The sequence below is a fragment of the Enterobacter sp. RHBSTW-00318 genome, from assembly GCF_014101375.1.
In the GTDB taxonomy this organism is placed as follows: domain Bacteria; phylum Pseudomonadota; class Gammaproteobacteria; order Enterobacterales; family Enterobacteriaceae; genus Enterobacter; species Enterobacter ludwigii.
In genome coordinates, this window is record NZ_JABXQH010000001.1 from 4,437,324 (window position 1) to 4,463,317 (window position 25,994).

General features: G+C 58.0%; 24 protein-coding genes. 19 read left to right on the forward strand and 5 right to left on the reverse strand.

Annotated elements, in window-relative coordinates; translation table 11 throughout:
• Positions 1-21 precede the first annotated feature (21 nt).
• The 8 genes from nuoG to nuoN all read left to right on the forward strand — a co-directional run bounded on the left by nuoG (position 22) and on the right by nuoN (position 10,050).
• The gene (gene nuoG, locus HV157_RS21860) at positions 22-2,748 is read left to right on the forward strand and encodes an NADH-quinone oxidoreductase subunit NuoG (RefSeq protein ID WP_020883144.1); all 2,727 of its coding nucleotides are present in this window, start codon (positions 22-24) and stop codon (positions 2,746-2,748) included.
• Complete coding sequence (nuoH, locus tag HV157_RS21865) at positions 2,745-3,722, forward strand: NADH-quinone oxidoreductase subunit NuoH (protein WP_014170994.1); 978 nt, start codon at positions 2,745-2,747, stop codon at positions 3,720-3,722. The genes nuoG and nuoH overlap by 4 nt, the downstream gene beginning before the upstream one ends.
• A 13-nt stretch (positions 3,723-3,735) precedes the next feature.
• Entirely contained in the window at positions 3,736-4,278 is a 543-nt protein-coding gene (gene nuoI / locus HV157_RS21870; RefSeq protein ID WP_003861491.1) for an NADH-quinone oxidoreductase subunit NuoI, read from the forward strand.
• 10 nt (positions 4,279-4,288) lie between these two features.
• Positions 4,289-4,843 (forward strand): NADH-quinone oxidoreductase subunit J, encoded by a 555-nt coding sequence (gene nuoJ, locus HV157_RS21875; RefSeq protein ID WP_014170993.1) that lies wholly within the window; start codon positions 4,289-4,291, stop codon positions 4,841-4,843.
• Entirely contained in the window at positions 4,840-5,142 is a 303-nt protein-coding gene (gene nuoK, locus HV157_RS21880) for an NADH-quinone oxidoreductase subunit NuoK (protein ID WP_003861496.1), read from the forward strand. Before nuoJ ends, nuoK begins: the two co-directional genes overlap by 4 nt.
• Positions 5,139-6,980 (forward strand): NADH-quinone oxidoreductase subunit L, encoded by a 1,842-nt coding sequence (gene nuoL, locus HV157_RS21885; RefSeq protein WP_014170992.1) that lies wholly within the window; start codon positions 5,139-5,141, stop codon positions 6,978-6,980. The genes nuoK and nuoL overlap by 4 nt, the downstream gene beginning before the upstream one ends.
• 76 nt (positions 6,981-7,056) lie before the next feature.
• A complete protein-coding gene (nuoM, locus tag HV157_RS21890) occupies positions 7,057-8,586 on the forward strand; it encodes an NADH-quinone oxidoreductase subunit M (protein WP_014170991.1) in 1,530 nt (509 codons plus the stop codon).
• A gap of 6 nt (positions 8,587-8,592) precedes the next feature.
• Positions 8,593-10,050: an NADH-quinone oxidoreductase subunit NuoN gene (gene nuoN, locus HV157_RS21895; RefSeq protein WP_014170990.1), complete on the forward strand. Its 1,458-nt coding sequence runs from the start codon at positions 8,593-8,595 to the stop codon at positions 10,048-10,050.
• 102 nt (positions 10,051-10,152) lie between these two features.
• Here the strand turns inward: nuoN and HV157_RS21900 are convergent, their stop codons facing one another.
• Positions 10,153-11,157 (reverse strand): chemotaxis protein, encoded by a 1,005-nt coding sequence (locus tag HV157_RS21900; protein WP_014170989.1) that lies wholly within the window; start codon positions 11,155-11,157, stop codon positions 10,153-10,155.
• Positions 11,158-11,221: 64 nt separating this feature from the next.
• Positions 11,222-12,139 carry a ribonuclease Z gene (gene rnz / locus HV157_RS21905; protein WP_149376353.1) on the reverse strand — a complete coding sequence of 306 codons (918 nt, stop codon included), beginning with the start codon at positions 12,137-12,139 and terminating at the stop codon, positions 11,222-11,224.
• A gap of 70 nt (positions 12,140-12,209) precedes the next feature.
• On the opposite strand from rnz, the gene HV157_RS21910 reads away from it, so the two are divergent.
• From HV157_RS21910 to menE, 8 genes are all read left to right on the forward strand, one after another.
• The gene (locus HV157_RS21910) at positions 12,210-12,671 is read left to right on the forward strand and encodes a GNAT family N-acetyltransferase (protein WP_113656091.1); all 462 of its coding nucleotides are present in this window, start codon (positions 12,210-12,212) and stop codon (positions 12,669-12,671) included.
• Between the two features lie 53 nt (positions 12,672-12,724).
• Positions 12,725-13,030 carry a stress response protein ElaB gene (gene elaB / locus HV157_RS21915; RefSeq protein ID WP_020883147.1) on the forward strand — a complete coding sequence of 102 codons (306 nt, stop codon included), beginning with the start codon at positions 12,725-12,727 and terminating at the stop codon, positions 13,028-13,030.
• Positions 13,031-13,125: 95 nt separating this feature from the next.
• Positions 13,126-14,421, forward strand: a complete 1,296-nt coding sequence (menF, locus tag HV157_RS21920; RefSeq protein ID WP_182268932.1) for an isochorismate synthase MenF — start codon at positions 13,126-13,128, stop codon at positions 14,419-14,421.
• Positions 14,422-14,509: 88 nt separating this feature from the next.
• Positions 14,510-16,180: a 2-succinyl-5-enolpyruvyl-6-hydroxy-3-cyclohexene-1-carboxylic-acid synthase gene (menD, locus tag HV157_RS21925; RefSeq protein WP_182268933.1), complete on the forward strand. Its 1,671-nt coding sequence runs from the start codon at positions 14,510-14,512 to the stop codon at positions 16,178-16,180.
• Positions 16,177-16,953, forward strand: a complete 777-nt coding sequence (gene menH / locus HV157_RS21930; protein WP_182378538.1) for a 2-succinyl-6-hydroxy-2,4-cyclohexadiene-1-carboxylate synthase — start codon at positions 16,177-16,179, stop codon at positions 16,951-16,953. The genes menD and menH overlap by 4 nt, the downstream gene beginning before the upstream one ends.
• Entirely contained in the window at positions 16,950-17,807 is an 858-nt protein-coding gene (menB, locus tag HV157_RS21935) for a 1,4-dihydroxy-2-naphthoyl-CoA synthase (protein WP_014170982.1), read from the forward strand. The genes menH and menB overlap by 4 nt, the downstream gene beginning before the upstream one ends.
• Positions 17,807-18,772 carry an o-succinylbenzoate synthase gene (gene menC, locus HV157_RS21940; protein ID WP_182268935.1) on the forward strand — a complete coding sequence of 322 codons (966 nt, stop codon included), beginning with the start codon at positions 17,807-17,809 and terminating at the stop codon, positions 18,770-18,772. The genes menB and menC overlap by 1 nt, the downstream gene beginning before the upstream one ends.
• The gene (gene menE / locus HV157_RS21945) at positions 18,769-20,130 is read left to right on the forward strand and encodes an o-succinylbenzoate--CoA ligase (protein ID WP_182268936.1); all 1,362 of its coding nucleotides are present in this window, start codon (positions 18,769-18,771) and stop codon (positions 20,128-20,130) included. Before menC ends, menE begins: the two co-directional genes overlap by 4 nt.
• Here the strand turns inward: menE and HV157_RS21950 are convergent, their stop codons facing one another.
• From HV157_RS21950 to HV157_RS21960, 3 genes are read right to left on the reverse strand one after another with little or no spacing between them, the layout of a single operon-like run.
• Positions 20,131-21,645, reverse strand: a complete 1,515-nt coding sequence (locus HV157_RS21950) for a tripartite tricarboxylate transporter permease (RefSeq protein ID WP_014170979.1) — start codon at positions 21,643-21,645, stop codon at positions 20,131-20,133.
• A gap of 11 nt (positions 21,646-21,656) precedes the next feature.
• Positions 21,657-22,088, reverse strand: coding sequence for a tripartite tricarboxylate transporter TctB family protein (locus tag HV157_RS21955; protein WP_020883153.1), 432 nt, complete (start codon positions 22,086-22,088; stop codon positions 21,657-21,659).
• 11 nt (positions 22,089-22,099) lie between these two features.
• Positions 22,100-23,080, reverse strand: coding sequence for a tripartite tricarboxylate transporter substrate binding protein (locus tag HV157_RS21960; RefSeq protein ID WP_014170977.1), 981 nt, complete (start codon positions 23,078-23,080; stop codon positions 22,100-22,102).
• Positions 23,081-23,230: 150 nt separating this feature from the next.
• Here HV157_RS21960 and tctD point away from each other — a divergent pair, with 150 nt between their 5' ends.
• From tctD to HV157_RS21975, 3 genes are all read left to right on the forward strand, one after another.
• Entirely contained in the window at positions 23,231-23,905 is a 675-nt protein-coding gene (gene tctD, locus HV157_RS21965) for a transcriptional regulator TctD (RefSeq protein ID WP_014170976.1), read from the forward strand.
• Complete coding sequence (locus HV157_RS21970; protein ID WP_182268937.1) at positions 23,892-25,301, forward strand: sensor histidine kinase; 1,410 nt, start codon at positions 23,892-23,894, stop codon at positions 25,299-25,301. The genes tctD and HV157_RS21970 overlap by 14 nt, the downstream gene beginning before the upstream one ends.
• Positions 25,302-25,432: 131 nt before the next feature.
• On the forward strand, positions 25,433-25,972 hold the full coding sequence (locus HV157_RS21975) for a YfaZ family outer membrane protein (protein ID WP_020883156.1): 540 nt from the start codon (positions 25,433-25,435) through the stop codon (positions 25,970-25,972).
• Positions 25,973-25,994: the final 22 nt, after the last annotated feature.

Below are 25,994 nucleotides of genomic sequence, written 5' to 3' on the forward strand. Positions count from 1 at the left end.
GAGCCAACTGGAAGCATGCTAATGGCTACGATTCATGTAGACGGCAAAGAGTATGAGGTCAACGGGGCGGACAACCTGCTGGAAGCTTGTCTGTCGCTCGGCCTTGATATTCCGTATTTTTGCTGGCATCCGGCGCTGGGCAGCGTCGGTGCTTGCCGCCAGTGTGCGGTGAAGCAATATCAAAACGCGGAAGACACGCGTGGTCGCCTGGTGATGTCCTGTATGACGCCAGCCACCGAAGGCACTTTTATTTCGATTGATGACGAAGAAGCCAAACAGTTCCGTGAAAGCGTTGTGGAATGGTTGATGACCAACCACCCGCACGATTGCCCGGTCTGTGAAGAAGGCGGTAACTGCCACCTTCAGGATATGACCGTAATGACCGGTCACAGCTTCCGTCGCTATCGCTTTACCAAACGTACCCACCGCAACCAGGATTTGGGGCCGTTCATCTCTCACGAAATGAACCGCTGCATCGCCTGCTACCGCTGCGTGCGTTACTACAAAGATTACGCAGACGGACAAGATCTGGGCGTGTATGGCGCGCATGACAACGTCTACTTCGGTCGTCCGGAAGACGGTACGCTGGAAAGCGAATTCTCCGGTAACCTGGTCGAGATTTGTCCAACCGGCGTCTTCACCGATAAAACCCACTCCGAGCGTTACAACCGTAAGTGGGACATGCAGTTTGCACCAAGCATCTGCCAGCAGTGTTCGCTGGGCTGTAACACCAGCCCGGGTGAGCGCTATGGCGAACTGCGTCGTATTGAAAACCGTTATAACGGTACCGTTAACCATTACTTCCTGTGCGACCGCGGTCGTTTCGGCTACGGCTACGTGAACCTGAAAGACCGTCCACGTCAGCCCGTTCAACGCCGTGGTGATGACTTCATCACCCTGAACGCTGAACAGGCGATGCAGGGCGCGGCAGATATTCTGCGCCAGTCGAAGAAAGTGATCGGTATCGGCTCCCCGCGCGCCAGCATCGAAAGTAACTTCGCGCTGCGTGAGCTGGTTGGGGCGGAAAACTTCTACACCGGTATCGCTCAGGGCGAGCAGGAACGTCTGCAGCTGGTACTGAAAGTGCTGCGTGAAGGCGGTATTCATACCCCAGCGCTGCGTGAAATTGAATCTTATGATGCGGTTCTGGTGCTGGGTGAAGATTTGACGCAGACCGGCGCTCGCGCTGCCCTGGCGGTTCGTCAGGCGGTCAAAGGTAAAGCTCGTGAAATGGCGGCAGCTCAGAAAGTGGCTGACTGGCAGATTGCGGCAATCCTCAACATCGGTCAGCGTGCTAAGCATCCTCTGTTTGTGACCAACGTCGACAGCACGCGTCTGGACGATATCGCGGCGTGGACCTACTGCGCGCCGGTTGAAGATCAGGCCCGTCTTGGCTTTGCGATTGCTCATGCGCTGGACAGCAATTCTCCGGCCGTTGAAGGTCTCGATCGCGACCTGCAGAACAAGGTTGATGTGATTGTTCAGGCCCTGGCGGGTGCGAAGAAACCCCTGATTGTTTCCGGGACTAACGCCGGTAGCGCGGAGATCATTCAGGCTGCCGCGAACGTGGCTAAAGCGCTGAAAGGCCGTGGTGCAGACGTTGGCGTGACCATGATTGCCCGTGCGGTGAACAGCATCGGTCTGGGAATGATTGGCGGTGGCTCTCTGGAAGCTGCGTTAAGCGAACTGGAATCCGGTGCTGCTGACGCCGTTGTGGTGCTGGAAAACGACCTGCATCGCCATGCTTCTGCCGCACGCGTTGACGCAGCGCTCTCCAAAGCGCCGCTGGTGATGGTTATTGACCATCAGCGCACCGCGATCATGGACAAAGCGCACCTGGTGCTCTCTGCGGCAAGCTTCGCGGAAAGCGACGGCACGGTTATCAACAACGAAGGCCGCGCACAGCGTTTCTTCCAGGTGTATGACCCGGCGTACTACGACAGCAACACCATAATGCTGGAAAGCTGGCGCTGGCTGCACTCTCTGCACAGCACCGTTCAGAGCCGTGAAGTGGACTGGACGCAGCTCGACCATGTTATCGACGCGGTCGTGGAAAAACTGCCTCAGCTGGCTGGCATCAAAGATGCGGCTCCTGACGCAAGCTTCCGTATTCGTGGCCAGAAACTGGCGCGTGAACCGCACCGTTACAGCGGTCGTACCGCGATGCGAGCCAACATCAGCGTTCACGAACCTCGTCAGCCGCAGGATAAAGACACGATGTTTGCCTTCTCAATGGAAGGGAACAACCAGCCGTCTGCACCGCGCTCTCAGGTTCCGTTCGCATGGGCACCAGGCTGGAACTCCCCGCAGGCATGGAACAAATTCCAGGCTGAAGTGGGCGGCTCTCTGCGCCACGGTGACCCGGGCGTGCGTCTGATTGAAGCTTCCGACACCGGTCTGGACTTCTTCACCACCGTGCCGGCGAGCTTCCAGGCGCAGGAAGGGAACTGGCGTATTGCGCCGTACTACCATCTGTTCGGCAGTGACGAATTGTCCCAGCGTTCTCCGGTATTCCAGAGCCGCATGCCGCAGCCGTACATCAAGCTTAACCCGGCAGATGCCGCGAAGCTTGGCGTTAACGCGGGTGCGAACATCGCCTTTAGCTATGATGGCCAGACAATCAGCTTGCCGCTGATTATCTCTGAAAGTCTGACAGCAGGGCAGGTGGGTCTGCCGATGGGTATGCCTGGCATCGCGCCGGTACTGGCGGGTGCGCGTCTTGATAATCTGCAGGAGGCAAAAGCATGAGTTGGTTAACGCCGGATCTTATCGACATCCTGCTGAGCATTCTGAAAGCGATAGTTATCCTGCTGGTGGTCGTCACCTGTGGCGCGTTCATGAGCTTTGGTGAACGTCGTCTGCTCGGTCTGTTCCAGAACCGTTACGGACCGAACCGCGTGGGCTGGGGTGGTTCACTCCAGCTGGTAGCGGACATGATCAAGATGTTCTTTAAAGAGGACTGGATCCCGCGCTTCTCGGACCGCGTGATCTTTACTCTGGCACCGATGATCGCCTTTACCTCGCTGCTGCTGGCGTTCGCGATTGTTCCTGTCAGCCCGACCTGGGTGGTGGCTGACCTGAACATCGGCATTCTGTTCTTCCTGATGATGGCAGGCCTCGCCGTGTATGCGGTGCTGTTCGCGGGCTGGTCCAGTAACAACAAATACTCCCTGCTGGGTGCGATGCGTGCTTCTGCGCAGACGCTGAGCTACGAAGTATTCCTGGGGCTTTCCCTGATGGGTGTGGTGGCGCAAGCCGGTTCATTCAACATGACCGACATCGTCAACAACCAGGCTGACATCTGGAACGTTATCCCGCAGTTTTTTGGTTTTATTACCTTTGCTATCGCGGGCGTGGCGGTGTGTCACCGTCACCCGTTTGACCAGCCAGAAGCCGAACAGGAACTGGCCGACGGTTACCACATCGAATATTCCGGTATGAAATTCGGTCTGTTCTTCGTGGGCGAGTACATCGGTATTGTCACCATTTCCGCGTTGATGGTAACGCTGTTCTTTGGTGGCTGGCATGGCCCGTTCTTACCGCCGTTCATCTGGTTCGCGCTGAAAACCGCGTTCTTCATGATGATGTTCATTTTGATTCGCGCAGCGTTACCGCGTCCGCGTTATGACCAGGTAATGTCCTTCGGCTGGAAAGTGTGCCTGCCGCTGACGCTCATCAACTTGCTGGTAACGGCGGCTGTCATTCTCTGGCAGCAGCCATAAGGGGCTATAGACCATGACCTTAAAAGAATTATTGGTAGGTTTCGGCACTCAGGTACGCAGTATCTGGATGATCGGCCTGCACGCGTTTGCCAAACGCGAAACCCGGATGTACCCGGAAGAGCCGGTATATCTGCCGCCGCGCTACCGTGGCCGTATCGTGCTGACGCGCGATCCGGACGGTTCAGAGCGCTGCGTTGCCTGTAACCTGTGTGCGGTAGCGTGTCCGGTGGGCTGTATCTCTCTGCAGAAAGCAGAGACGGTAGATGGCCGCTGGTATCCTGAGTTCTTCCGCATCAACTTCTCACGCTGCATTTTCTGCGGTCTGTGTGAAGAAGCGTGCCCAACCACGGCGATTCAGCTGACCCCGGACTTCGAACTGGGTGAGTATAAGCGTCAGGACCTGGTGTACGAGAAAGAGGATCTGCTGATTTCCGGTCCGGGCAAATACCCGGAATATAACTTCTACCGGATGGCGGGTATGGCAATCGACGGCAAAGATAAGGGCGAAGCAGAGAACGAAGCTAAGCCTATCGACGTCAAGAGCCTGTTACCGTAAGGAGAGGGCAATGGAATTCGCTTTTTATATCTGTGGCCTTATCGCCATCCTGGCTACGCTGCGAGTGATTACGCACACCAATCCGGTGCATGCGCTACTGTACTTAATTATCTCGCTGCTGGCTATTTCCGGGGTGTTCTTTGCGCTGGGCGCGCATTTTGCTGGTGCGCTGGAGATCATCGTCTACGCCGGGGCCATCATGGTGCTGTTCGTCTTCGTGGTGATGATGCTGAACCTGGGCGGCTCTGAAATTGAGCAGGAACGTCAGTGGTTAAAACCGCAGGTCTGGATTGGCCCGGCGATCCTGTCGGCCATCATGCTGGTGGTCATTGTTTACGCCATTCTGGGCGTGAATGATCAGGGCATCGACGGCACGCCAATCGGCGCTAAAGAGGTGGGTATTACGCTGTTTGGCCCATACGTCCTGGCGGTTGAACTGGCCTCTATGCTGCTGCTGGCGGGCCTGGTTGTCGCCTTCCACGTTGGCCGCGAAGAGCGTGCTGGTGAGTTGCTGAGCAACCGCACTGACGACCGCGCGAAAAGAAAAACGGAGGAACGCGCATGATCCCCTTAACACATGGACTGATCCTCGCTGCGATTTTATTCGTTCTGGGCTTAACCGGTCTGGTTATCCGCCGCAATCTGCTGTTTATGCTGATCGGTCTGGAAATCATGATTAACGCCTCCGCGCTGGCCTTCGTGGTCGCCGGAAGCTACTGGGGCCAGACCGATGGTCAGGTGATGTACATTCTCGCCATCAGCCTCGCGGCTGCCGAAGCGAGTATTGGCCTGGCGCTGTTACTGCAGCTCCATCGTCGCCGCCAGAACCTGAACATCGATTCAGTAAGTGAGTTGCGTGGATGAACATGCTTGCCTTAACCATTATTTTTCCGCTGATTGGCTTCGTGCTGCTGGCGTTTTCTCGTGGCCGCTGGTCTGAGAATCTGTCCGCCACCGTCGGCATGGGCTCTGTGGGTCTGGCTGCGCTGGTGACAGCGTATGCGGGTATCGACTTCTTTAACAACGGGCGTCAGGCCTTCAGCGTACCGCTGTGGACCTGGATGTCGGTCGGTGATTTCAACATCGGTTTCAACCTGGTGCTGGATGGTCTCTCTCTGACCATGCTCTCCGTGGTGACCGGCGTGGGCTTCCTGATCCACATGTTTGCCTCCTGGTATATGCGCGGTGAAGAGGGTTACTCCCGCTTCTTCGCCTACACCAACCTGTTTATCGCGAGCATGGTTGTTCTGGTGCTGGCCGATAACCTGCTGTTGATGTATCTCGGCTGGGAAGGCGTGGGTCTCTGCTCTTATCTGCTGATCGGCTTCTACTATACCGATCCGAAGAATGGCGCAGCGGCCATGAAAGCGTTTGTCGTGACCCGTGTGGGTGACGTCTTCCTCGCCTTCGCGCTGTTCATTCTCTACAACGAACTGGGCACGCTGAATTTCCGCGAAATGGTGGAACTGGCGCCAGCGCACTTCGCTGCCGGCAATGACATGCTGTGGTGGGCAACGCTGATGCTGCTGGGTGGTGCCGTGGGTAAATCCGCGCAGCTGCCGTTGCAGACATGGCTGGCCGACGCGATGGCAGGTCCAACGCCTGTCTCCGCGCTGATCCACGCCGCAACCATGGTTACCGCTGGGGTCTACCTCATTGCGCGTACGCATGGTCTGTTCCTGATGACGCCGGAAATTCTGCATCTGGTGGGTATCGTTGGTGCGGTAACGCTGGTGCTGGCAGGCTTTGCCGCGCTGGTGCAAACCGACATCAAACGCGTTCTCGCGTACTCCACCATGAGCCAGATTGGTTATATGTTCCTGGCACTGGGTGTTCAGGCATGGGACGCAGCCATTTTCCACCTGATGACGCACGCGTTCTTTAAAGCGCTGCTGTTCCTCTCATCCGGTTCCGTGATTCTGGCCTGCCACCACGAGCAGAACATCTTCAAGATGGGCGGACTGCGTAAGTCCATTCCGCTGGTTTATGTCTGCTTCCTGGTGGGCGGCGCGGCGCTGGCGGCACTGCCGCTGATTACCGCGGGCTTCTTCAGTAAGGACGAAATCCTTGCCGGTGCCATGGCGAATGGTCATATCAATCTGATGGTTGCGGGTCTGGTCGGTGCGTTCATGACCTCCCTGTATACCTTCCGTATGATTTTCATCGTATTCCACGGTAAAGAACAAATTCACGCTCACGCAGGGAAGGGGATTACTCATCACCTGCCGCTGATTGTGCTGCTGGTACTCTCCACCTTCGTTGGCGCACTGATTGTGCCACCGCTGCAGGGCGTACTGCCGGACACCACCGAGCTTGAGCACGGTCGCGTTCTGACGCTTGAAATTACCTCGGGTGTGGTCGCTATCGCGGGCATCCTTATCGCAGCATGGCTGTGGCTGGGCAAACGCACGCTGGTGACTGCCGTTGCCAACAGTGCGCCAGGCCGCCTGCTGGGGACCTGGTGGTACAACGCGTGGGGCTTCGACTGGCTGTACGACATGATCTTCGTCAAGCCGTTCCTGGGCATTGCGTGGCTGCTGAAACGCGATCCGCTGAACTCCCTGATGAATATCCCGGCGATCCTTTCCCGCTTTGCAGGTAAAGGCCTGCTGTTCAGCGAGAACGGTTACCTGCGCTGGTATGTGGCGTCCATGAGCATCGGTGCGGTTGTCGTGCTGGCGCTGCTGATGGTGTTGCGTTGATCGTTAAGTGAATTTTATTCGAATTCGTTGAAAATCAGGCCCCTGCTGGGGGCCTTAAAAAGGAATGTAAATCGCCATGTTACTACCCTGGCTAATATTAATTCCCTTCATCGGCGGCTTCCTGTGCTGGCAGACTGAACGCTTTGGCGTGAAGATGCCGCGCTGGATCGCGCTGATCACCATGGGATTGACGCTCGCGCTTGGTCTGCAACTGTGGTTGCAGGGTGGCTACTCTCTGACGCAGTCTGCGGGGATTCCGCAGTGGCAGTCTGAATTTATTCTGCCGTGGATCCCGCGTTTTGGGATAACCATTCACCTGGCTATCGACGGTCTGTCGCTGCTGATGGTGGTGCTGACGGGTCTGCTCGGCGTTCTGGCGGTACTGTGCTCCTGGCGAGAAATTGAAAAATACCAGGGCTTCTTCCACCTGAACCTGATGTGGATCCTGGGCGGCGTGATCGGCGTGTTCCTTGCCATCGACATGTTCCTGTTCTTCTTCTTCTGGGAGATGATGCTGGTGCCGATGTACTTCCTGATCGCGCTGTGGGGCCATAAGGCGTCCGACGGTAAAACGCGTATCACGGCGGCAACCAAGTTCTTCATCTATACCCAGGCGAGCGGTCTGGTGATGTTGATTGCGATTCTGGCGCTGGTGTTTGTTCACCACACGGCGACCGGTATCTGGACCTTCAACTATGAAGACCTGCTGAAGACCCCGATGTCTCACGGTGTGGAATACCTGCTGATGCTGGGCTTCTTCATTGCCTTCGCGGTGAAAATGCCGGTGGTTCCCCTGCACGGCTGGCTGCCAGACGCGCACTCACAGGCGCCAACGGCGGGTTCCGTTGACCTGGCGGGGATCTTGCTGAAAACCGCGGCCTACGGTCTGCTGCGTTTCGCTCTGCCGCTGTTCCCGAATGCGTCCGCTGAGTTCGCGCCAATTGCGATGTGGCTTGGTGTGATCGGTATCTTCTACGGTGCCTGGATGGCCTTCACGCAGTACGACATTAAACGTCTGATTGCGTACACCTCCGTTTCTCACATGGGCTTTGTACTGATTGCCATCTACACCGGCAGCCAGCTGGCTTACCAGGGTGCGGTTATCCAGATGATTGCGCACGGTCTGTCCGCAGCCGGTCTCTTCATCCTGTGTGGTCAGCTGTACGAACGTCTTCACACCCGTGACATGCGTATGATGGGCGGTCTGTGGAGCAAAATTAAATGGCTGCCAGCGCTCTCTATGTTCTTCGCGGTGGCCACGCTGGGTATGCCAGGCACCGGTAACTTCGTCGGCGAATTTATGATTCTGTTCGGCAGCTTCAAAGTGGTGCCGGTCATTACCGTGATCTCCACCTTTGGTCTGGTGTTCGCTTCCGTTTACTCGCTGGCGATGCTGCACCGCGCTTACTTCGGTAAAGCGAAGAGCGAAATTGCTGCAAAAGAACTGCCGGGGATGTCGCTGCGTGAGCTGTTCATCATCCTGCTGCTGGTCGTACTGCTGGTGCTGTTGGGCTTCTTCCCGCAGCCAATTCTGGATACCTCGCACTCCGCGATGGGGAATATCCAGCAGTGGTTTGTTAATTCTGCTTCTACTACAAGGCCGTAATTCGCCATGACAATAACTCCACAACAACTGATCGCGCTGCTACCGCTGCTGATCGTCGGATTGACGGTGGTGGTTGTGATGCTCTCCATTGCGTGGCGACGCAATCACTTCCTGAATGCCACGCTGTCGGTCATCGGTCTGAACGCCGCATTAGTCTCTCTCTGGTTTGTTGGCCAGGGCGGGGCGATGGACGTCACTCCACTGATGCGCGTTGACGGCTATGCCATGCTGTACTCGGGTCTGGTTCTGCTGGCGAGCCTGGCAACCTGTACGTTTGCGTACCCATGGCTGGAAGGCTACAACGACAACAAAGAAGAGTTTTACCTGCTGGTACTGATTGCCGCGCTGGGCGGTATTCTGCTGGCGAATGCGAACCATCTGGCTGCGCTGTTCCTCGGTATTGAGCTTATCTCTCTGCCGCTGTTCGGTCTGATTGGTTACGCCTTCCGTCAGAAACGTTCTCTGGAAGCGAGCATCAAGTACACCATTCTGTCTGCTGCCGCGTCGTCTTTCCTGCTGTTTGGTATCGCGCTGCTGTACGCACAGTCCGGAAACCTCTCTTTCATGGCGCTCGGCAAGAGCCTCGGCGACGGTATGCTGCACGAACCGCTGCTGCTGGCGGGTCTGGGCATGATGATTGTTGGCCTTGGCTTTAAGCTCTCTCTGGTTCCGTTCCACCTGTGGACGCCAGACGTCTACCAGGGCGCGCCTGCTCCTGTCTCAACCTTCCTGGCGACGGCGAGCAAAATCGCTATCTTCGGGGTGGTGATGCGTCTGTTCCTGTACGCGCCGGTGGGTGACAGCGAAGCGGTTCGCGTGGTGCTGGGTATCATCGCGTTTGCTTCCATCATCTTCGGTAACCTGATGGCGCTGAGCCAGACCAACATTAAACGTCTGCTGGGCTACTCATCTATCTCCCACCTGGGCTACCTGATGGTGGCACTGATTGCGCTGCAGAGCGGTGAGATGTCGATGGAGACCGTCGGTGTTTACCTGGCCGGTTACCTGTTCAGCAGCCTCGGCGCGTTCGGCGTGGTGAGCCTGATGTCCAGCCCGTACCGTGGTCCGGATGCAGATTCCCTGTTCTCCTACCGTGGTCTGTTCTGGCACCGTCCGATTCTGTCCGCCGTTATGACCGTAATGATGCTCTCTCTGGCGGGTATTCCGATGACGCTGGGCTTTATCGGTAAGTTCTACGTGCTGGCAGTGGGTGTGCAGGCACACCTGTGGTGGCTGACGGCGGGCGTGGTTATCGGCTCTGCAATCGGTCTCTACTACTACCTGCGTGTGGCCGTGAGTCTGTATCTGAGTGCACCTCAGCAGCTGAACCGTGATGCGCCGCGTAACTGGCAATACAGCGCCGGTGGTATCGTGGTACTGATCTCCGCGCTGCTGGTACTGATCTTCGGTATCTATCCACAGCCGCTGATCACCATCGTGCAGCACGCGATGCCGCTGATGTAATCACGTTGCTGTTTGACCGCAGTGAATAAAAAAACCCGCCTCGGCGGGTTTTTTGTTGGCTTGCGGCCTTGCCCTGTCGGGAAGGCGTGAGCCTGCTGAAAGTTAAGCCAGCTGTTTACGGCTAATCAGCGGACCGTCAATCTTCTTCATTGACCGATCCAGAACTTCTTCAATGACTGACGACAGTTCATTGAGTTCAAACTTTGCCACGTAACCGTCGGCTTTCACCTTACGAATATGATCTTCGTTAGCATTGCCGGAGAGGGAAGAGTGGATCACCACCGGAATATCTTTCAACAGCGGGTCGGTTTTGATTTTACGCGTCAGGGTAAAGCCGTCCATCTCCGGCATTTCCAGGTCGGTCAGCACCAGTGCGATCTTATCGGTAATCGGAACACCTTCAGCCTGAGCCTGTGCCGCCAGCACGCTAATTTTCTCCCACGCGTCTTTGCCGGTGATATGCAGCTGCGCCGGGATCTCCATCGCCTGCAGACCTTTTTCCAGCATCGAGCGTGCCACTTTAGAGTCTTCGGCGACAATCGCGACGGCACCGGGCTTGATGTGGAATTTCGTGGTCTTCAGATCCGTGGCATGCAGGTCGTGGTTGGCCGGGGTGATGTCATACAGGATCTGCTCAACGTCGAGCACCATCGCCAGCTCATTGGTATCGGTCTTCTCATCCAGACAAGCGATACTGGTGATGTACCGCCCGCTGACGGCAGTTTCCGCCGCGTGCACCTGCTTCCAGTCAAGGCGCATGATGTTCTCAACGGATTCTACCGCAAAAGCCTGCACGCTGCGGGCATATTCCGTGATCAGCAGGATGTTCAGCCCGGTGGTTGGCTTACAGCCCGCCACGGCAGCCAGGTCGATTACCGGGATAACCTGATCGCGAATATTCACCATGCCCATCAGCGGTGATTTCATCCCGGCGGGTTTCGTGAACTCTGGCATCGGCACAATTTCACGCAGCTTAAAGACGTTAATGCCAAACAGCTCGGATTTATTTGCGTTCAGAGAGGTGCCAAGACGGAACAGCAACAGTTCAAAACGGTTCGACAGGGTGAGATTCGCCCTGTCATCAATATCTTTCTGGAAATTATCCATTCTACCCTCGAGAGAAATGCTGACCTTTTAATCGTTATCGGCACTCTGAGAGAAAAATGAAGGACTAAACGCTGACCTTAGCGAAATCTTCGGCCAGCTCACATTCCTGGAACCGTTCACGGCACTCTGCCAGCAGGCGTTCACAGCCCCGGGCGTCGTAGCGCGAGCTGACATGGGTGACGATCAGTTTCCCGACGCCCGCGTCATGCGCAAGCTGCGCCGCCTGGTGCGTAGAGCTATGGCCCCGGCTGTTGGCTTTCTCTTCCATCGCCGCCTCGAGGGTGGCTTCATGCACCATGAGATCCACACCCTGCGCCAGCAGCAACGCCGCCGGGCACGGGGCCGTGTCGCCAAAAATCGCCAGTTTTTTCCCGGGCTGCGGGGCGGCGAGGTAATCCTGCCCGTTGATGACGCGCCCGTCTTCCAGCGTCACGGTTTCGCCCTGCTTCAGACGCTGGAACAGCGGCCCAGGTTTAATCCCGTCGGCCAGTAACGCCGACGCATTGAGCGCGCCGGGTTTATCCTGCTCCTCAATGCGATAACCATAGCACTCCACCGGATGGCTCAGGGGTTGGGCTGTCACCCGATAAACCCCGTCATCCAGCACCAGACCAGTGGTTATCTCCACCACCTCCAGGGGATAATCTGTCCATGAGCCGCTCAGGCGCAGCGTGGTGTCGACAAATTCCCGAATACCCGCAGGCCCGTAAATCGTCAGCGGGTTGGCATTGCCCGCCATTGAGCGGCTGCACAGCAGGCCAGGCAGGCCAAACAGATGGTCGCCATGCAGATGGGTAATGAAAATGTTATCCAGTTTTCCGGGATGATACGGGGTATGTAACAGCTGATGCTGCGTCCCTTCACCGCAGTCAAAAAGCCATAATCCACCCTGCGTCGGGTGCTGCAAATCCAGCAGAATCGCGGTCACATTTCGTGATCGGGTTGGCACTCCAGCGGACGTACCGAGAAAAATCAGTTCCATAACGTAATCAGCCCTTTGCCGAACGGGGAGGGGTTTAGTATAACGTGATGAACCCAGGAAGGAGACCGACATGATCCAGTGGCAAGATTTACACCATAGTGAGCTCACGGTAACGTCACTTTACGCGCTGCTTAAACTGCGTTGCGAAGTGTTTGTTGTTGAACAAACCTGCCCGTATCAGGATATCGATGGCGATGATCTTATTGGCGAGAATCGCCATATTCTTGGCTGGCGGGACAACGCGCTGGTGGCGTATGCGAGGATTCTGAAAAGCGAAGACGATTTTGAGCCTGTCGTGATTGGTCGCGTGATTATCAGCGGCAACGCGCGTGGTGAAAAACTGGGCTATCAGCTGATGGAAAAAACGCTGGAAGCGTGCCAAAAACAGTGGCCGGACAAGGCGTTATATCTGGGCGCGCAGGCGCACCTGCAACCGTTTTACGGGCATTTTGGGTTTACGCCCGTGACGGAGGTGTACGATGAGGACGGGATTCCACACATCGGCATGGCGCGGGAAGCGAAACAGGCGTAATGGCGAGTCGTTGGCTATAGTTAGCGGACTGGTGTACTAACATGGAGAAAAATATGTCATTTCAATCCTGGGATACCCGTATCGATGACGACCTGGCCTTGCTGAGCGAAACGCTGGAAGAGGTGTTACGTTCGTCGGGCGACCCTGCCGATCAGAAATATATTGAGTTGAAAGCCCGTGCCGAAAAAGCACTGGATGATGTTAAAAATCGCGTCAGCCATGCTTCGGACAATTACTACTACCGCGCGAAAAAGGCGGTATACCGTGCCGATGATTACGTCCATGAAAAACCATGGCAAGGCATCGGGGTAGGGGCAGCTGTCGGACTGGTGCTGGGGCTGCTTTTAGCCCGCCGTTAACGTTCCTTATACGGTTAACCACTCCCTATACGTGGGTACTGCTATTTATGGTCAGTACCCCGTATAATATGCGGCTTTAACAGGGAGAGGTTCGCGTGAATTCGATTTCCACCGCGCTGGAGCATCTGCGTAGCCAGCTTACGCAAGCGTTACCCACTGCACCCGGTTTACATCACTTCGACGTCTCTTTCCCGTTAAACGACGCCTTCGATCCCCTGGCCTGGCTAGGTGTTCAGCATTGCTATCCTCAGTTTTACTGGCAACAGCGTAACGGTGATGAAGAACTTGCTGCGCTTGGTGCCGTCGCGCATTTCTCCTCTCTGGCATGTGCCTCACAGTTTTTGCAGGCGCATGATGCGGTCCGCGACACGCGTATCTGCGGCCTGAATGCGTTTAATCCCGAGCAGGGCAGTCTGTTTTTACCGCGTCTGCTGTGGCGACGTACCGCCGGACATGCCACGTTACGCCTGCAGCTGTGGAGCGACAGTTCACTTCACGATGATGCCCGCGCCGCGCTGGATTTTCTCCAGCAGCTCGGTGAGGCGAGACCCATTCGTCCGTTGTCCGTTGAGGTTGTGCAGGAAAAGCATCATCCGGAACAACCCGAATGGCTGCGCCTTATCCGCAAGGCAACCCAGACCATCGCACGCGGTGATTTTGAAAAGGTGGTGCTCGCCCGGGCAACCGACCTGCAGTTTAAGCACTCTGTTAATCCTGTCGCACTGATGGCTGCCAGCCGCGCCCTGAACCTGAACTGCTACCATTTCTGCATGGTGTTCGATGCCAGCAACGCGTTTCTCGGCTCGACCCCCGAGCGCCTGTGGCGTAGACGCGGCAAGCTGCTGCGCACGGAAGCGCTGGCAGGCACCGTCGCCAGCCATACCGATGATAAACAGGCCGAACGGCTGGGCGACTGGCTGATGAACGACGACAAAAATCAGCGTGAAAATATGCTGGTGGTGGAAGATATTTGCCAGCGGCTCCAGCACCATACCCAGACGCTGGAGGTGCTGCCCGCCCAGGTTGTTCGGCTGCGTAAAGTACAGCATCTGCGTCGCTGTATCTGGACCGAGCTCAAACACGCTGACGATGCACAATGCCTGCATGTTCTGCAGCCCACGGCGGCCGTCGCCGGTCTGCCGCGTCAGGCGGCGCGCGACTTTATCCACCACAACGAGCCGTTCGACCGCGAGTGGTACGCCGGTTCTGCCGGGTATTTATCCCCTGAACAAAGCGAGTTCTGCGTGGCGTTGCGTTCTGCCCGTGTTTACGAAGACGCCCTGCGGCTGTACGCCGGGGCGGGAATTGTCAGCGGCTCTGACCCGGAGCAGGAGTGGCAGGAGATAGAAAACAAAGCGGCCGGACTGCGCTCTCTGCTCCTAAGGGATTAAGACTGATTCGCGCAATCCCGATTCATATCAAAATTCCAATTTTTTCTATTATTTATACTGTGTCGCATTCTTGATACCGGACAATCTCATGTCAGTAAGTTCTTTTAACCGACGCTGGGCGGCGGTGATCCTTGAAGCCCTGACTCGCCATGGCGTCAGGCACGTGTGTATTGCACCGGGTTCTCGTTCAACCCCGCTGACGCTGGCGGCCGCTGAAAACCGGGCATTTATTCACCACACTCATTTTGATGAACGCGGGCTTGGCCATCTGGCGCTGGGGCTGGCGAAAGTCAGCAACGAGCCTGTGGCGGTGATTGTGACCTCCGGTACCGCGGTGGCAAACCTCTATCCGGCGTTGATCGAAGCCGGATTAACCGGGGAGAAACTGATCCTGCTGACCGCGGATCGTCCCCCCGAGCTTATCGACTGTGGTGCCAACCAGGCCATTCGTCAGCCGGGCATCTTTGCCTCGCACCCTTCACAGGCAATCGCGCTACCGCGTCCTACTCAGGATATTCCGGCAAGTTGGCTGGTCTCGACAATCGATCATGCCATCGGGACACTGCGCAGCGGGGCGCTGCATATTAACTGTCCGTTTGCCGAACCGCTGTATGGCGAAATGGATGACACCGGTCTTGAATGGCAGCGCACCCTGGGGGAATGGTGGCAAAGTGAAAAGCCGTGGCTGCGTGCACAACCGCATCCTGAAAGCGCCAGACAACGTGACTGGTTCTTCTGGCGGCAGAAGCGTGGCGTGGTGGTTGCCGGGCGCATGAGCGCCGCGCAAGGCAAGCTGGTTGCGGAATGGGCGCAAACCCTTGGCTGGCCGCTGATTGGCGACGTGCTTTCCCAGGCCGGTCAGCCGCTGCCGTGTGCCGATCTCTGGCTGGGGAATGCGAAGGCGGTCACCGAGCTTTCGCAGGCGCAGATTATTGTCCAGCTCGGCTCAAGCCTGACCGGTAAACGGTTACTGCAGTGGCAGGCTACCTGTGATCCAGAAGAGTACTGGCTGGTGGACTCGCTGGAAGGGCGGCTCGACCCGGCGCACCATCGTGGTCGTCGTCTGGTCAGTGAGATTGACGCCTGGCTTGCACTCCATCCGGCTGAAAAACGCAAGCCCTGGGCCGTTGCGATCCCGGCGCTTTCGGAACAGGCCTGGGCGTTAACCCAGGCGAGCTGCGAAGCATTCAGTGAGGCCGGGCTGGCACACCGTATTCGTCAGTATCTGCCCGAGCAGGGGCAGCTGTTTGTCGGCAACAGTCTGGTGGTTCGCCTGATAGATGCCTTTTCAAAGCTGCCAGCCGGTTACCCGGTCTACAGTAACCGGGGGGCCAGCGGCATTGACGGGTTGATCTCCACGGCGGCGGGCGTACAGCGTGCCAGCGCGAAGTCTACGCTGGCGATCGTTGGCGATCTCTCCGCACTGTACGACCTCAATGCCCTGGCGCTGCTGCGTCAGGTTTCGGCACCGTTTGTGCTGATTGTGGTTAACAACAACGGTGGACAGATTTTCTCCCTGCTGCCCACCCCGCAGAGCGAACGTGAGCGTTTCTATCTGATGCCGCAGAACGTGCAGTTTGAACACGCCGCGGCAATGTTCAGCCTGAAATACCATCGCCCGGAAAGCTGGGAAGCGCTTGATGCGGCCCTGAGCAGTGCCTGGCGACAGCCCGGTGCAACGCTGATCGAGCTGGTGGTGAACGATGCTGACGGCGCGCAGAAACTGCAAAACCTGCTGGCCCAGGTAAGCCACCTGTGATCCTTACGGGCGTGCAGCAGGCTGGAAAGCCAGGTTATCCCTGGCTGGTCTTTTTGCACGGTTTTTCCGGGGATTGCCGCGAGTGGCAGACGGTCGGGGCGGCGCTGGGCGATTACCCGCGGCTGTATCTCGACCTGCCGGGGCACGGTGGTTCCGGCAATACTGGCGTGACCGGGTTCGAGGAGATGAGCGATTTGCTGACCCGAACCCTGCTTAGTTACAACATACTGAATTTCTGGCTGGTGGGGTACTCCCTCGGCGGCCGCATTGCGATGTTCCATGCCTGCCAGCAGCCAGAGGGGCTGAAGGGCATTATTGTGGAAGGCAGCCATCCCGGGCTACAGGATGCCGGTGAGCGGAGTGCGCGGCTGGCATCCGATCGCCGCTGGGCGCGGCGCTTTCGCACCGAATCGCTCGACGTGGTTTTCACCGACTGGTACCGACAACCTGTATTTGCTTCCCTGACGGACGTTCAGCGGCAGGCGCTTATTCGCCTGCGTAGCCAGAACAATGGCGCGACTCTGGCGATGATGCTCGAGGCCACCTCGCTGGCCGTGCAGCCTGATTTACGTCCGGCACTGAGCGCCTGCAACGTCGCTTTTGATTATTTATATGGTGAACGTGATGAGAAGTTCAAAGCCCTTGCGGCTGAACTGCATGCCGTACGCCATGCGATCCCCCATGCCGGACACAACGCCCACCGGGAAAAACCCGCTGCGGTTGCTGCGAGTCTGGCTCAGATACTGCGTCTTCGAATAAAGGACTCTCTATGATCTATCCTGATGAACACATGCTCTATGCGCCGGTTGAATGGCAAGACTGCTCCGAAGGTTACTCCGACATTCGTTACCACAAATCCGCAGACGGCATTGCCAAAATCACCATCAACCGCCCGCAGGTGCGTAACGCGTTCCGTCCGCTGACCGTCAAAGAGATGATTCAGGCGCTGGCAGACGCGCGCTATGACGACAACATCGGTGTTATCGTCCTGACCGGCGAAGGTGAAAAAGCGTTCTGTGCCGGTGGCGATCAGAAAGTGCGCGGCGATTACGGCGGATACCAGGATGACTCTGGCGTTCACCACCTGAACGTGCTCGATTTCCAGCGCCAGATCCGCACCTGTCCAAAGCCGGTAGTGGCGATGGTGGCAGGCTACTCCATCGGCGGCGGCCATGTGCTTCACATGATGTGTGACCTGACCATTGCCGCAGAGAACGCCATCTTTGGCCAGACGGGCCCGAAAGTGGGTTCGTTCGATGGTGGCTGGGGGGCTTCCTACATGGCTCGCATTGTCGGTCAGAAAAAAGCCCGTGAAATCTGGTTCCTGTGCCGTCAGTACACTGCTCAGGAAGCGCTGGATATGGGCCTGGTGAACACCGTGGTGCCAATTGCCGATCTCGAGAAAGAGACCGTGCGCTGGTGTCGTGAAATGCTGCAAAACAGCCCAATGGCGCTGCGCTGCCTGAAAGCGGCCCTGAATGCCGACTGTGACGGTCAGGCAGGTCTGCAGGAGCTGGCAGGTAACGCCACCATGCTGTTCTACATGACCGAAGAAGGGCAGGAAGGTCGCAACGCCTTTAACGAAAAACGCCAGCCTGACTTCAGCAAATATAAACGGAATCCGTAATGCGTCGCGCGCAGGTTTACCGCTGGCAGATACCGATGGACGCGGGCGTGGTGCTGCGTGAACGGCGGTTAAAAACCCGTGATGGCATGCTGGTGCATCTGCAGCAGGGCGAGCAGGAAGGCTGGGGCGAGATTTCGCCGCTGCCGGGCTTTAGCCTTGAATCGCTGGAGGACGCGCAGACGGTATTGCTGGCGTGGGCCAGTGAGTGGCGTGAGGGCGCGAACCCGGCGTTGCCGGAGGTGCCTTCCGCGGCTTTTGGTATTAGCTGCGCGCTGGCAGAGCTGGACGGTAGCTTGCCTGCAGAGGCTAATTACCGCGCGGCACCGCTCTGTACGGGCGATCCGGATGAACTGTTTGCGCTGCTCGCCGCCATGCCGGGCGAGAAAGTGGCGAAAATCAAAGTCGGTCTCTATGAAGCGGTGCGCGATGGGATGGTCGCTAACCTCTTACTGGAAGCATTGCCCGACCTGCATCTGCGTCTGGATGCTAACCGCGCCTGGACGCCGCTGAAGGCGCAGCAGTTCGCGAAGTACGTAAACCCGGCGTACCGCAGTCGTATCGCGTTTCTGGAAGAGCCGTGTAAAACTCGCGACGATTCCCGGGCGTTTGCCCGTGAAACCGGCATCGCCATCGCGTGGGATGAAAGCCTGCGTGAAGACGGCTTTGCGTTTGTCGCCGAACCGGGTGTCCGCGCGGTGGTCATTAAACCGACGTTGACCGGCAGCCTTGCTAAGGTACGTGAGCAGGTCGCGGCGGCCCATGCCGCCGGGCTGACGGCGGTCATCAGCTCTTCGATTGAGTCCAGCCTGGGGCTGACGCAACTGGCGCGCGTTGCCGCCTGGTTAACGCCAGACACTGTCCCCGGTCTCGATACGCTGAACCTGATGCAAAATCAGCTTATCCGTCCGTGGCCAGACAGCACGCTGCCGCTCCTTGACGTTGAGGGGCTGGAGCCGTTGCTATGAGTTTTACCGACTGGCCGTGGCGACACTGGTGCGCGCAGTATGCTGATAAACCGGCCCTGAGGCTGAACGATGAGACGCTCAGCTGGCAACAGCTGTGTGCGCGCATCGACAGACTGGCCGCAGGCTTTCAGCAGCAGGGTGTGCAGGAGGGCGACGGCGTACTGCTGCTGGCGCATAATCACCCGCAAACCCTGATGGCGTGGCTGGCATTGCTTCAGTGCGGGGCACGTATTCTTCCCGTTAACCCGCAGCTGCCGCATCCGCTGCTGGACGTGTTGCTCCCGCAGATGACGCTGCGCTTTGCCCTGGTGCTGGACGGCGTCTACGACGGGCTGGTGGCACTCAGCATGCGCGAGGCACCGGGTGGGTGTCGCGTGGCGTGGCAACCGTCGCGGCTGGCTTCCATGACGCTGACATCCGGTTCAACCGGTTTACCCAAGGCGGCGGTCCATACCTGTGCCGCCCATCTTGCCAGTGCACGCGGCGTGCTTTCGCTGATGCCCTACGGCGATGAAGACGACTGGCTGCTCTCCCTGCCGCTGTTTCATGTCTCCGGGCAGGGGATTTTGTGGCGCTGGTTGCAGGCTGGCGCGCGCTTAACCGTCCGCGAGAAGCAGCCGCTGGCGCAGGCCCTGCAGGGCTGTACGCATGCCTCACTGGTACCGACGCAGCTCTGGCGTCTGCTTAATGCACACCAGCCTGTCGCGCTAAAAGCCGTACTGCTTGGCGGGGCCGCGATCCCTGTTGACCTGACTCAGCAGGCGAGCCAGCGGGGGATCCGCACTTTCTGTGGCTACGGTCTGACGGAGTTTGCCTCAACGGTTTGTGCCAAAGAGGCGGACGGTGAACCGGACGTCGGCGCTGCGTTGCCGGGCAGAGAGGTGCGGGTGGTTGATGGTGAAGTGTGGATCAAAGCGCAAAGTATGGCCGCAGGTTACTGGCGGGACGGTGCATTGATTCCGCTGACCAATGCACAGGGCTGGTTTGCCACCCGCGATCGCGGGGAATGGCATGACGGGCGCCTGACGATCCTTGGCCGAATGGACAACCTCTTTTTCAGCGGGGGCGAAGGGATCCAGCCGGAAAGCCTTGAGCGGGTTATTGTCCGCCATCCGCAGATAAACCAGGCGTTTATCGTCCCACTCGATGACGCCGAGTTCGGTCAGCGTCCGGTGGCGGTGGTGGAGTGTGAACCGGGAACCGATATCACCGGCTTCCCGGCGTGGGTACAGGGTAAACTGGCGCGCTTTGAGCAGCCAGTGCACTGGCTGATGCTGCCGGCAGAGCTTAAAAATGGCGGGATTAAGATCTCCCGCCAGGCATTAAAACAGTGGGTCGCCCGTCTGTTGAAAGGATAATCAACCGATATCCGGTGCCGGTTTGCGCTGGCGGCGACGCAGCAGACGCAATACCGGCGGAACCACAATCACCAGAATGGCCATCGCTAACAGCACCTTCGTCACGCTGCTGTCCCACAGAATAGACATATTGCCGTTGCTGATGGACAAGGCGCGGCGCAGGTTCTGCTCCAGCATCTCTCCCAGCACAAAGCCTAAAATCAGCGGCGACATCGGGAAGTGCATCTTACGCAGGATGTAGCCCAGTACGCCAAGCAGCACCATCAGCACCAGATCGAAAGTGGTGCTGTGTACCGCATACACTCCCACCGCGGAGACGGCCGCAATAGCCGGCACCAGGAACCACAGGGGAATTGTCAGCATCCGGGTGAACAGACCAATCAGCGGAATGTTCATGACCAGCAGCATCACGTTGGCGATCAGCAGCGCTGCAATCAGCCCCCAGACAATATCCGGCTGCTCGGTAAACATGGCCGGTCCAGGCGTAATGTTATAGAGCGTCAGCGCGCCCATCATCACCGCCGTGGTGCCTGAGCCCGGCACGCCAAGGGTCAGCATCGGGATAAACGAACCGCAGGCCGAGGCGTTATTCGCAGCCTCTGGGGCCGCTACCCCGCGAATGTCGCCCTTGCCGAAGCTGTCACTGTTGCCGCTGAGCTTTTTCTCGGTCATGTAAGTGATGGCGCTGGCGATGGTGGCCCCGGCCCCCGGCAGAATACCGACGAAGAAGCCAATCACCGACGAACGCAGCGTCGCGCCGATACACTGTGCGCCCTCTTTGGCACTGAAAAGCATGCGGCCCGTTTTACGCACCAGCGTCTGTCCGCTGCTGGTATGTTCCAGCATCAATAAAATTTCAGAGACCGAGAACAGGCCAATCACGACCACGATAAACTGCACACCGTCGGAAAGGTGCACGCTGTCAAAGGTAAAGCGATAAACCCCGGTGTTGGCATCCACGCCGACGGTGGCTAACCCTAAACCAATCAACGCGGACAAAAACGATTTCAGCGGATTCTGCGCCATCATGCTGCCGAGACAGGCGATGGCAAAGACCATCAGCGCAAAATACTCTGCCGGACCAAACGCCAGCGACCACTGGGCCAGCGCAGGGGCAAAAAGAATGATACCGCCGATGGCAATCAGCGAACCACAAAACGAACTGACCGCGGAGATGGACAGCGCCACGCCACCGCGACCCTGCCGTGCCATCGGGTAGCCATCCAGCGCGGTCATAATGGCCGCCGCATCGCCAGGCACGTTCAGCAGGATGGATGAAATACGCCCGCCATATTCACAGCCGATATACACCGTCGCCAGCAGGATCAGCGCCGATTCCGCAGGCAGATGCAGGGCAAACGCCAGCGGGAGTAAAATGGCGACGCCGTTAATCGGCCCAAGGCCGGGCAGCAGACCCACAATGGTCCCGACAAAGCAGCCGATCAGGGCTATCACCAGGTTTTCGGGGGTCATCGCCACGGCGAACCCCTGCGAGAGATAAATCCAGGTATCCATAGCGTGCTCCGTTAATTAAACCATGCGCCGAGCGGTAAGGTCACATCCAGCAGGCGGTCAAAGGCAAACCACAGCAAGATCCCCATTACCGCGCCGGAAATCCCCGCCGCCGGGAGGGTGGCGTTAAACAGCATGCCGATCACCATCGTCAGGATGGCGGTTGCCACCGGAAAGCCGAGCCACTCAAAACCCCAGGCGTACATCAGCAGAACGATGACCATCACCAGCAGACGCTGCAGAATACGGCGCGGTGGCCACTCTACGGTATCCGGATGACGGAGCAGCAGGGCCACCGAGCAGAGCAGCATCAGTCCAACAATGCCCATCGGGAAGGGGCGCGGCCCCACCGGTTCATAGCTGTATTCGCTGTGGATCTGCCAGGCGACGAACATCCCACCGACGCAGAGCAGCAGCCAAATCCCGGCAAAAATACGATCGCTCATACCGCCTCCGGTTATTTGGCAAGGCCAAAGGCTTTCGCCTGTTCGCGATAGTCATTGACCTGTTTTTTGACGTACTCATCCAGCGGTTTGCCGCTCAGGTTGAACTCAAACAGCCCGCGCAGATCGCGCTGCTTTTTAAACGCTTCGGTCTGCTGGAGTTTATTGAAGGTTTCGACCCACCACTGATATTCGGCATCGGTCACTTTTGGCCCGACGAAGAAACCGCGGATAATCGGCCAGACCAGGTCATAACCCTGTTCTTTTGCGGTAGGGACGTTCGCCAGTTGGCCCGGCAGGCGGTTCTCAGAGAAGACCGCCAGCACGCGGATTTTATCGCCGTTCAGGTAGGGCACCATTTCACTGAGATCGCCGGATACCGCCTGAACGTGATTTCCCATCAGCGCCGTCACCGGTTCGCCGCCCCCTTCAAACGCCACGTAGCGCATCTTGTGAGGATCAACCTTCGCCTGCTGTGCCAGCAGGGCGGCTTTCATCCAGTCCTGGCTGCCGATGGAGGCACCGGCGCCAATCACCACGCTGTTCGGATCTTTTTCCATGGCGGTCAGCAGGTCTTTCAGGGATTTCCACGGTGAATCCGCGCGCACGGCAATCATGCCGTAGTCGGTACCGACGGTTGCCAGCCAGCGCACGTCATCCACGCCGTAGCGGCCAAACTTCCCCTGAGACAAGTTCAACAGCGAGCCACCGGAGAAAGCCACCACCGTGCCGGCTTCCGCAGGGCGTTGCGCGACAATCGCGTTGTACGCAACGGCACCCACGCCGCCGGGCATATAGGTCACACGCATGGGTTTTGCGATAGCGCCGGTCTCCAGCATGCTGACCTGAATGAGTTTGCAGGTGAGATCGAAACCGCCGCCGGGTTTCGCCGGCGCGATGCACTCGGTGCGGGACGGGGCATCCTGCGCCTGAACGACAGAGGCACTTATCATCAATACGCTTGCAGCAAGCGTCGAAAGTAGTTGTTTTTTCATCGTTTATCCTCACGCCGGAGTTCCGGGAGTACGGGTACGGGGCTTTTTTCTGATTATGTGAACCACCTTGTAGCGGTTCCGTTGCGTGATTGTTAAAACAATAACCTTTCATTTCCCTTTCAATGCGACACCAACTTTACAGGATGTGATATGCGTCTCTTACTCGCGGAAGATAATCGTGAGCTGGCTCACTGGCTGGAGAAAGCGCTGGTGCAGGAGGGCTTTGCCGTGGACTGCGTTTCTGACGGGCGCGCCGCCGACCATCTGCTGCAGGGAGAAAGCTATGCGGTTGCCATTCTGGACATCGGAATGCCTGGCTTTGACGGTCTGGAGGTCGTGCATCGTCTGCGTAAACGCGGTCAGACGCTGCCCGTCCTGTTTCTCACCGCGCGCAGCAACGTGGCGGACCGGGTGAAAGGGCTCAACGCCGGGGCGGATGACTATCTGCCGAAACCGTTTGAGCTGGAGGAGCTTGACGCGCGGCTGCGCGCCCTGTTGCGCAGAAGCGAAGGGCGAACGCAGGAGCGTCAGCGCCTTGGGGAGCTGGAATATGACGACGAAGGCTTTTTCCTGCTGCGCGACGAGCCTCTGTCGCTCACGCCACGTGAACTGTCGCTACTGAAGGTGTTGATGCATCGCCGGACCCGCCCCGTATCCCGGCAGCAGCTGTTCGATCAGGTGTTTAGCCTGAATGACGACGTTAGCCCGGAGAGTATCGATCTCTATATTCATCGTCTGCGCAAAAAGCTCAGCGGTAGCGGCGTGAGGGTCACCACCCTTCGCGGACTGGGTTATGTGCTGGAGTGCGGCGATGAGGTGGGTTAAGCCGCAGTCGCTTTACCTGCAGCTGCTGCTGTTTCTTGGGCTTCCGTTGCTGTTGCTGTGGGGGTTGTCGGCATTTAACAGCTATGTCAGCGCATTGCAGGCAGCCACGCAGGCTTACGACCGCACGCTGTTATCCTCTGCCCGAACAATATCGGAGCGGCTGGAGGTTCACGACGGCAGGCTGGGCGTGAATGTACCCTGGGTGGTGCTCGACAGCTTTGAACTCAATATGAACGACCGGCTCTATTATAAAGTGGTTGATCCCGACGGGCGGGTGATCTCCGGCTATGACGATCTGCCCCGGATGCCTCCGGCAACATCCCGCACCACGGTCTATCCGGCGCTGGCCTGGTTTTATCACACCGAATACCGCGGGCAGGCGATCCGTGTCGCGCGTCTGCTGCAGCCCGTCAATGAAGGGAATATCGTCGGCATGGCGGAGATTTATGTTGCGGAGACGCTCCAGTCCCGCCGCTATCTCGCCAGTCAGTTGCTCTTTTCATCATGGGTCTCTCAGGGATTGCTGGTGCTGCTGACCCTGGTGCTGACCGCGTGGTTGTTGCGTCGCGTACTGCGCCCAATGCGCCAGCTCTCTTCGCTGATGGTGCGCCGTGATCCAGGCCTGCTCGCGCCGCTGCCGGAGTTGTTGCCCTGGTCTGAGACCCGGCTGCTGATTGTGGCATTCAACCGCTATATCGACAGGCTGCGCGGCGTGCTGTCGCGTCAGGAACGCTTCAACGCGGATGCCTCGCATCAGCTCAAAACTCCGCTGGCGGTGCTGAAAACCCAGGTCTCCGTTGCCCTGACGCGTCAGGATCCCGCCCTGTGGCAGGAGAGCCTGCGGGCAATGAATGCGACCCTGGATGACACCATTGTACTGACCGAACGGCTGCTGCAGCTTTCCGCGGTGAAGCGTAAGGAGCAGGGGGAGGGCCAGTTTGCGCGGGTGGATTTGGTTCAGGTGGTGCAAAACTGCTGCTTCTCCCGGCTGGCGCAGGCGCGCAGTAAAGCGATTGACCTGGGCTATGACGGTCGGCAGCAGCCGATCATGATCGAAGGCGATGACGTGCTGCTGGGGGAGTTGTGCGCCAACCTGCTGGAGAATGCGATCAAATATACCCCTGCAGAAGGGACAGTGACCGTGTTCCTGCGAACAGATCAGGGCGCCGTTGAGCTGAGCGTGGAGGACAGTGGTCCGGGCATTGAAGAGGACCAGATCCAGCAGGCGATGCTGCCTTTCCACCGGCTGGATAACGTCGGAGATGCCGCCGGGTCAGGGATCGGGCTGGCGCTGGCCGCTGATATTGCCCGTCTGCACCGAAGCCCTTTGCAGCTGACGCGCAGCGAAACGCTGGGTGGCCTGAGCGTTAAAATGCGTTTTCTGCTGCTCACGTAAAAAAAAACATCGGGTATCAAATCGTTACAAACTACTCGCCTGCCGCACGCAGAGTGCTTGATCCCCGGGCGACTCAGGTTAAAATCTCGCGGTTTTGGGACTTCTCTATAAAATTGTGCGGGATCACGACAATGAAAAAAGTGGCATTAGTGGGCTTAGGCCTGATGGTTGTTTCTTCGGCGGCGAACGCCATCAGCTTCAACGGCTCGGCGGGTCAGGATTATACTCACCTCGGTTTTGGCCTTGGGACCGAGACCTCCGGTCTGGCGATGACCGGCGGCTGGACGCATAACGATGACGATGGCGATGCGGCAAGCCTCGGCCTGGGTCTGAACATTCCGCTTGGCCCGTTCCTGGCTACCGTGGGCGGTAAGGGGATTTACACTAACCCGAACGACGGTGATGAAGGTTACGCGGCGGCGGTAGGCGGCGGCCTGCAGTGGAAAATTGGCGATAGCTTCGGCCTGTTTGGCGAGTATTACTACTCACCGGATTCGCTCTCCAGCGGTATCGACAGCTATGAAGAAGCCAACGCGGGCGCGCGCTGGACCATCATGCGTCCGATTACGATTGAAGCAGGCTATCGCTATCTGAACCTGGCGGGTAAAGACGGCAACCGCGACAACGCACTGGCTGACGGCCCGTACGTGGGGGTCAGCGCAGGGTTCTAATCACGCCGGCGCGGCATTCTGT

Excerpts from the sequence above, each read along its gene's own strand:
- nuoG (WP_020883144.1), top strand. The coding sequence starts at position 22 with ATGGCTACGATTCATGTAGACGGCAAAGAGTATGAGGTCAACGGGGCG.
- nuoH (WP_014170994.1), top strand. The coding sequence starts at position 2,745 with ATGAGTTGGTTAACGCCGGATCTTATCGACATCCTGCTGAGCATTCTG.
- nuoI (WP_003861491.1), top strand. The coding sequence starts at position 3,736 with ATGACCTTAAAAGAATTATTGGTAGGTTTCGGCACTCAGGTACGCAGT.
- nuoJ (WP_014170993.1), top strand. The coding sequence starts at position 4,289 with ATGGAATTCGCTTTTTATATCTGTGGCCTTATCGCCATCCTGGCTACG.
- nuoK (WP_003861496.1), top strand. The coding sequence starts at position 4,840 with ATGATCCCCTTAACACATGGACTGATCCTCGCTGCGATTTTATTCGTT.
- nuoL (WP_014170992.1), top strand. The coding sequence starts at position 5,139 with ATGAACATGCTTGCCTTAACCATTATTTTTCCGCTGATTGGCTTCGTG.
- nuoM (WP_014170991.1), top strand. The coding sequence starts at position 7,057 with ATGTTACTACCCTGGCTAATATTAATTCCCTTCATCGGCGGCTTCCTG.
- nuoN (WP_014170990.1), top strand. The coding sequence starts at position 8,593 with ATGACAATAACTCCACAACAACTGATCGCGCTGCTACCGCTGCTGATC.
- HV157_RS21900 (WP_014170989.1), bottom strand. The coding sequence starts at position 11,157 with ATGGATAATTTCCAGAAAGATATTGATGACAGGGCGAATCTCACCCTG.
- rnz (WP_149376353.1), bottom strand. The coding sequence starts at position 12,139 with ATGGAACTGATTTTTCTCGGTACGTCCGCTGGAGTGCCAACCCGATCA.
- HV157_RS21910 (WP_113656091.1), top strand. The coding sequence starts at position 12,210 with ATGATCCAGTGGCAAGATTTACACCATAGTGAGCTCACGGTAACGTCA.
- elaB (WP_020883147.1), top strand. The coding sequence starts at position 12,725 with ATGTCATTTCAATCCTGGGATACCCGTATCGATGACGACCTGGCCTTG.
- menD (WP_182268933.1), top strand. The coding sequence starts at position 14,510 with ATGTCAGTAAGTTCTTTTAACCGACGCTGGGCGGCGGTGATCCTTGAA.
- menB (WP_014170982.1), top strand. The coding sequence starts at position 16,950 with ATGATCTATCCTGATGAACACATGCTCTATGCGCCGGTTGAATGGCAA.
- menC (WP_182268935.1), top strand. The coding sequence starts at position 17,807 with ATGCGTCGCGCGCAGGTTTACCGCTGGCAGATACCGATGGACGCGGGC.
- menE (WP_182268936.1), top strand. The coding sequence starts at position 18,769 with ATGAGTTTTACCGACTGGCCGTGGCGACACTGGTGCGCGCAGTATGCT.
- HV157_RS21950 (WP_014170979.1), bottom strand. The coding sequence starts at position 21,645 with ATGGATACCTGGATTTATCTCTCGCAGGGGTTCGCCGTGGCGATGACC.
- HV157_RS21955 (WP_020883153.1), bottom strand. The coding sequence starts at position 22,088 with ATGAGCGATCGTATTTTTGCCGGGATTTGGCTGCTGCTCTGCGTCGGT.
- HV157_RS21960 (WP_014170977.1), bottom strand. The coding sequence starts at position 23,080 with ATGAAAAAACAACTACTTTCGACGCTTGCTGCAAGCGTATTGATGATA.
- tctD (WP_014170976.1), top strand. The coding sequence starts at position 23,231 with ATGCGTCTCTTACTCGCGGAAGATAATCGTGAGCTGGCTCACTGGCTG.
- HV157_RS21970 (WP_182268937.1), top strand. The coding sequence starts at position 23,892 with ATGAGGTGGGTTAAGCCGCAGTCGCTTTACCTGCAGCTGCTGCTGTTT.
- HV157_RS21975 (WP_020883156.1), top strand. The coding sequence starts at position 25,433 with ATGAAAAAAGTGGCATTAGTGGGCTTAGGCCTGATGGTTGTTTCTTCG.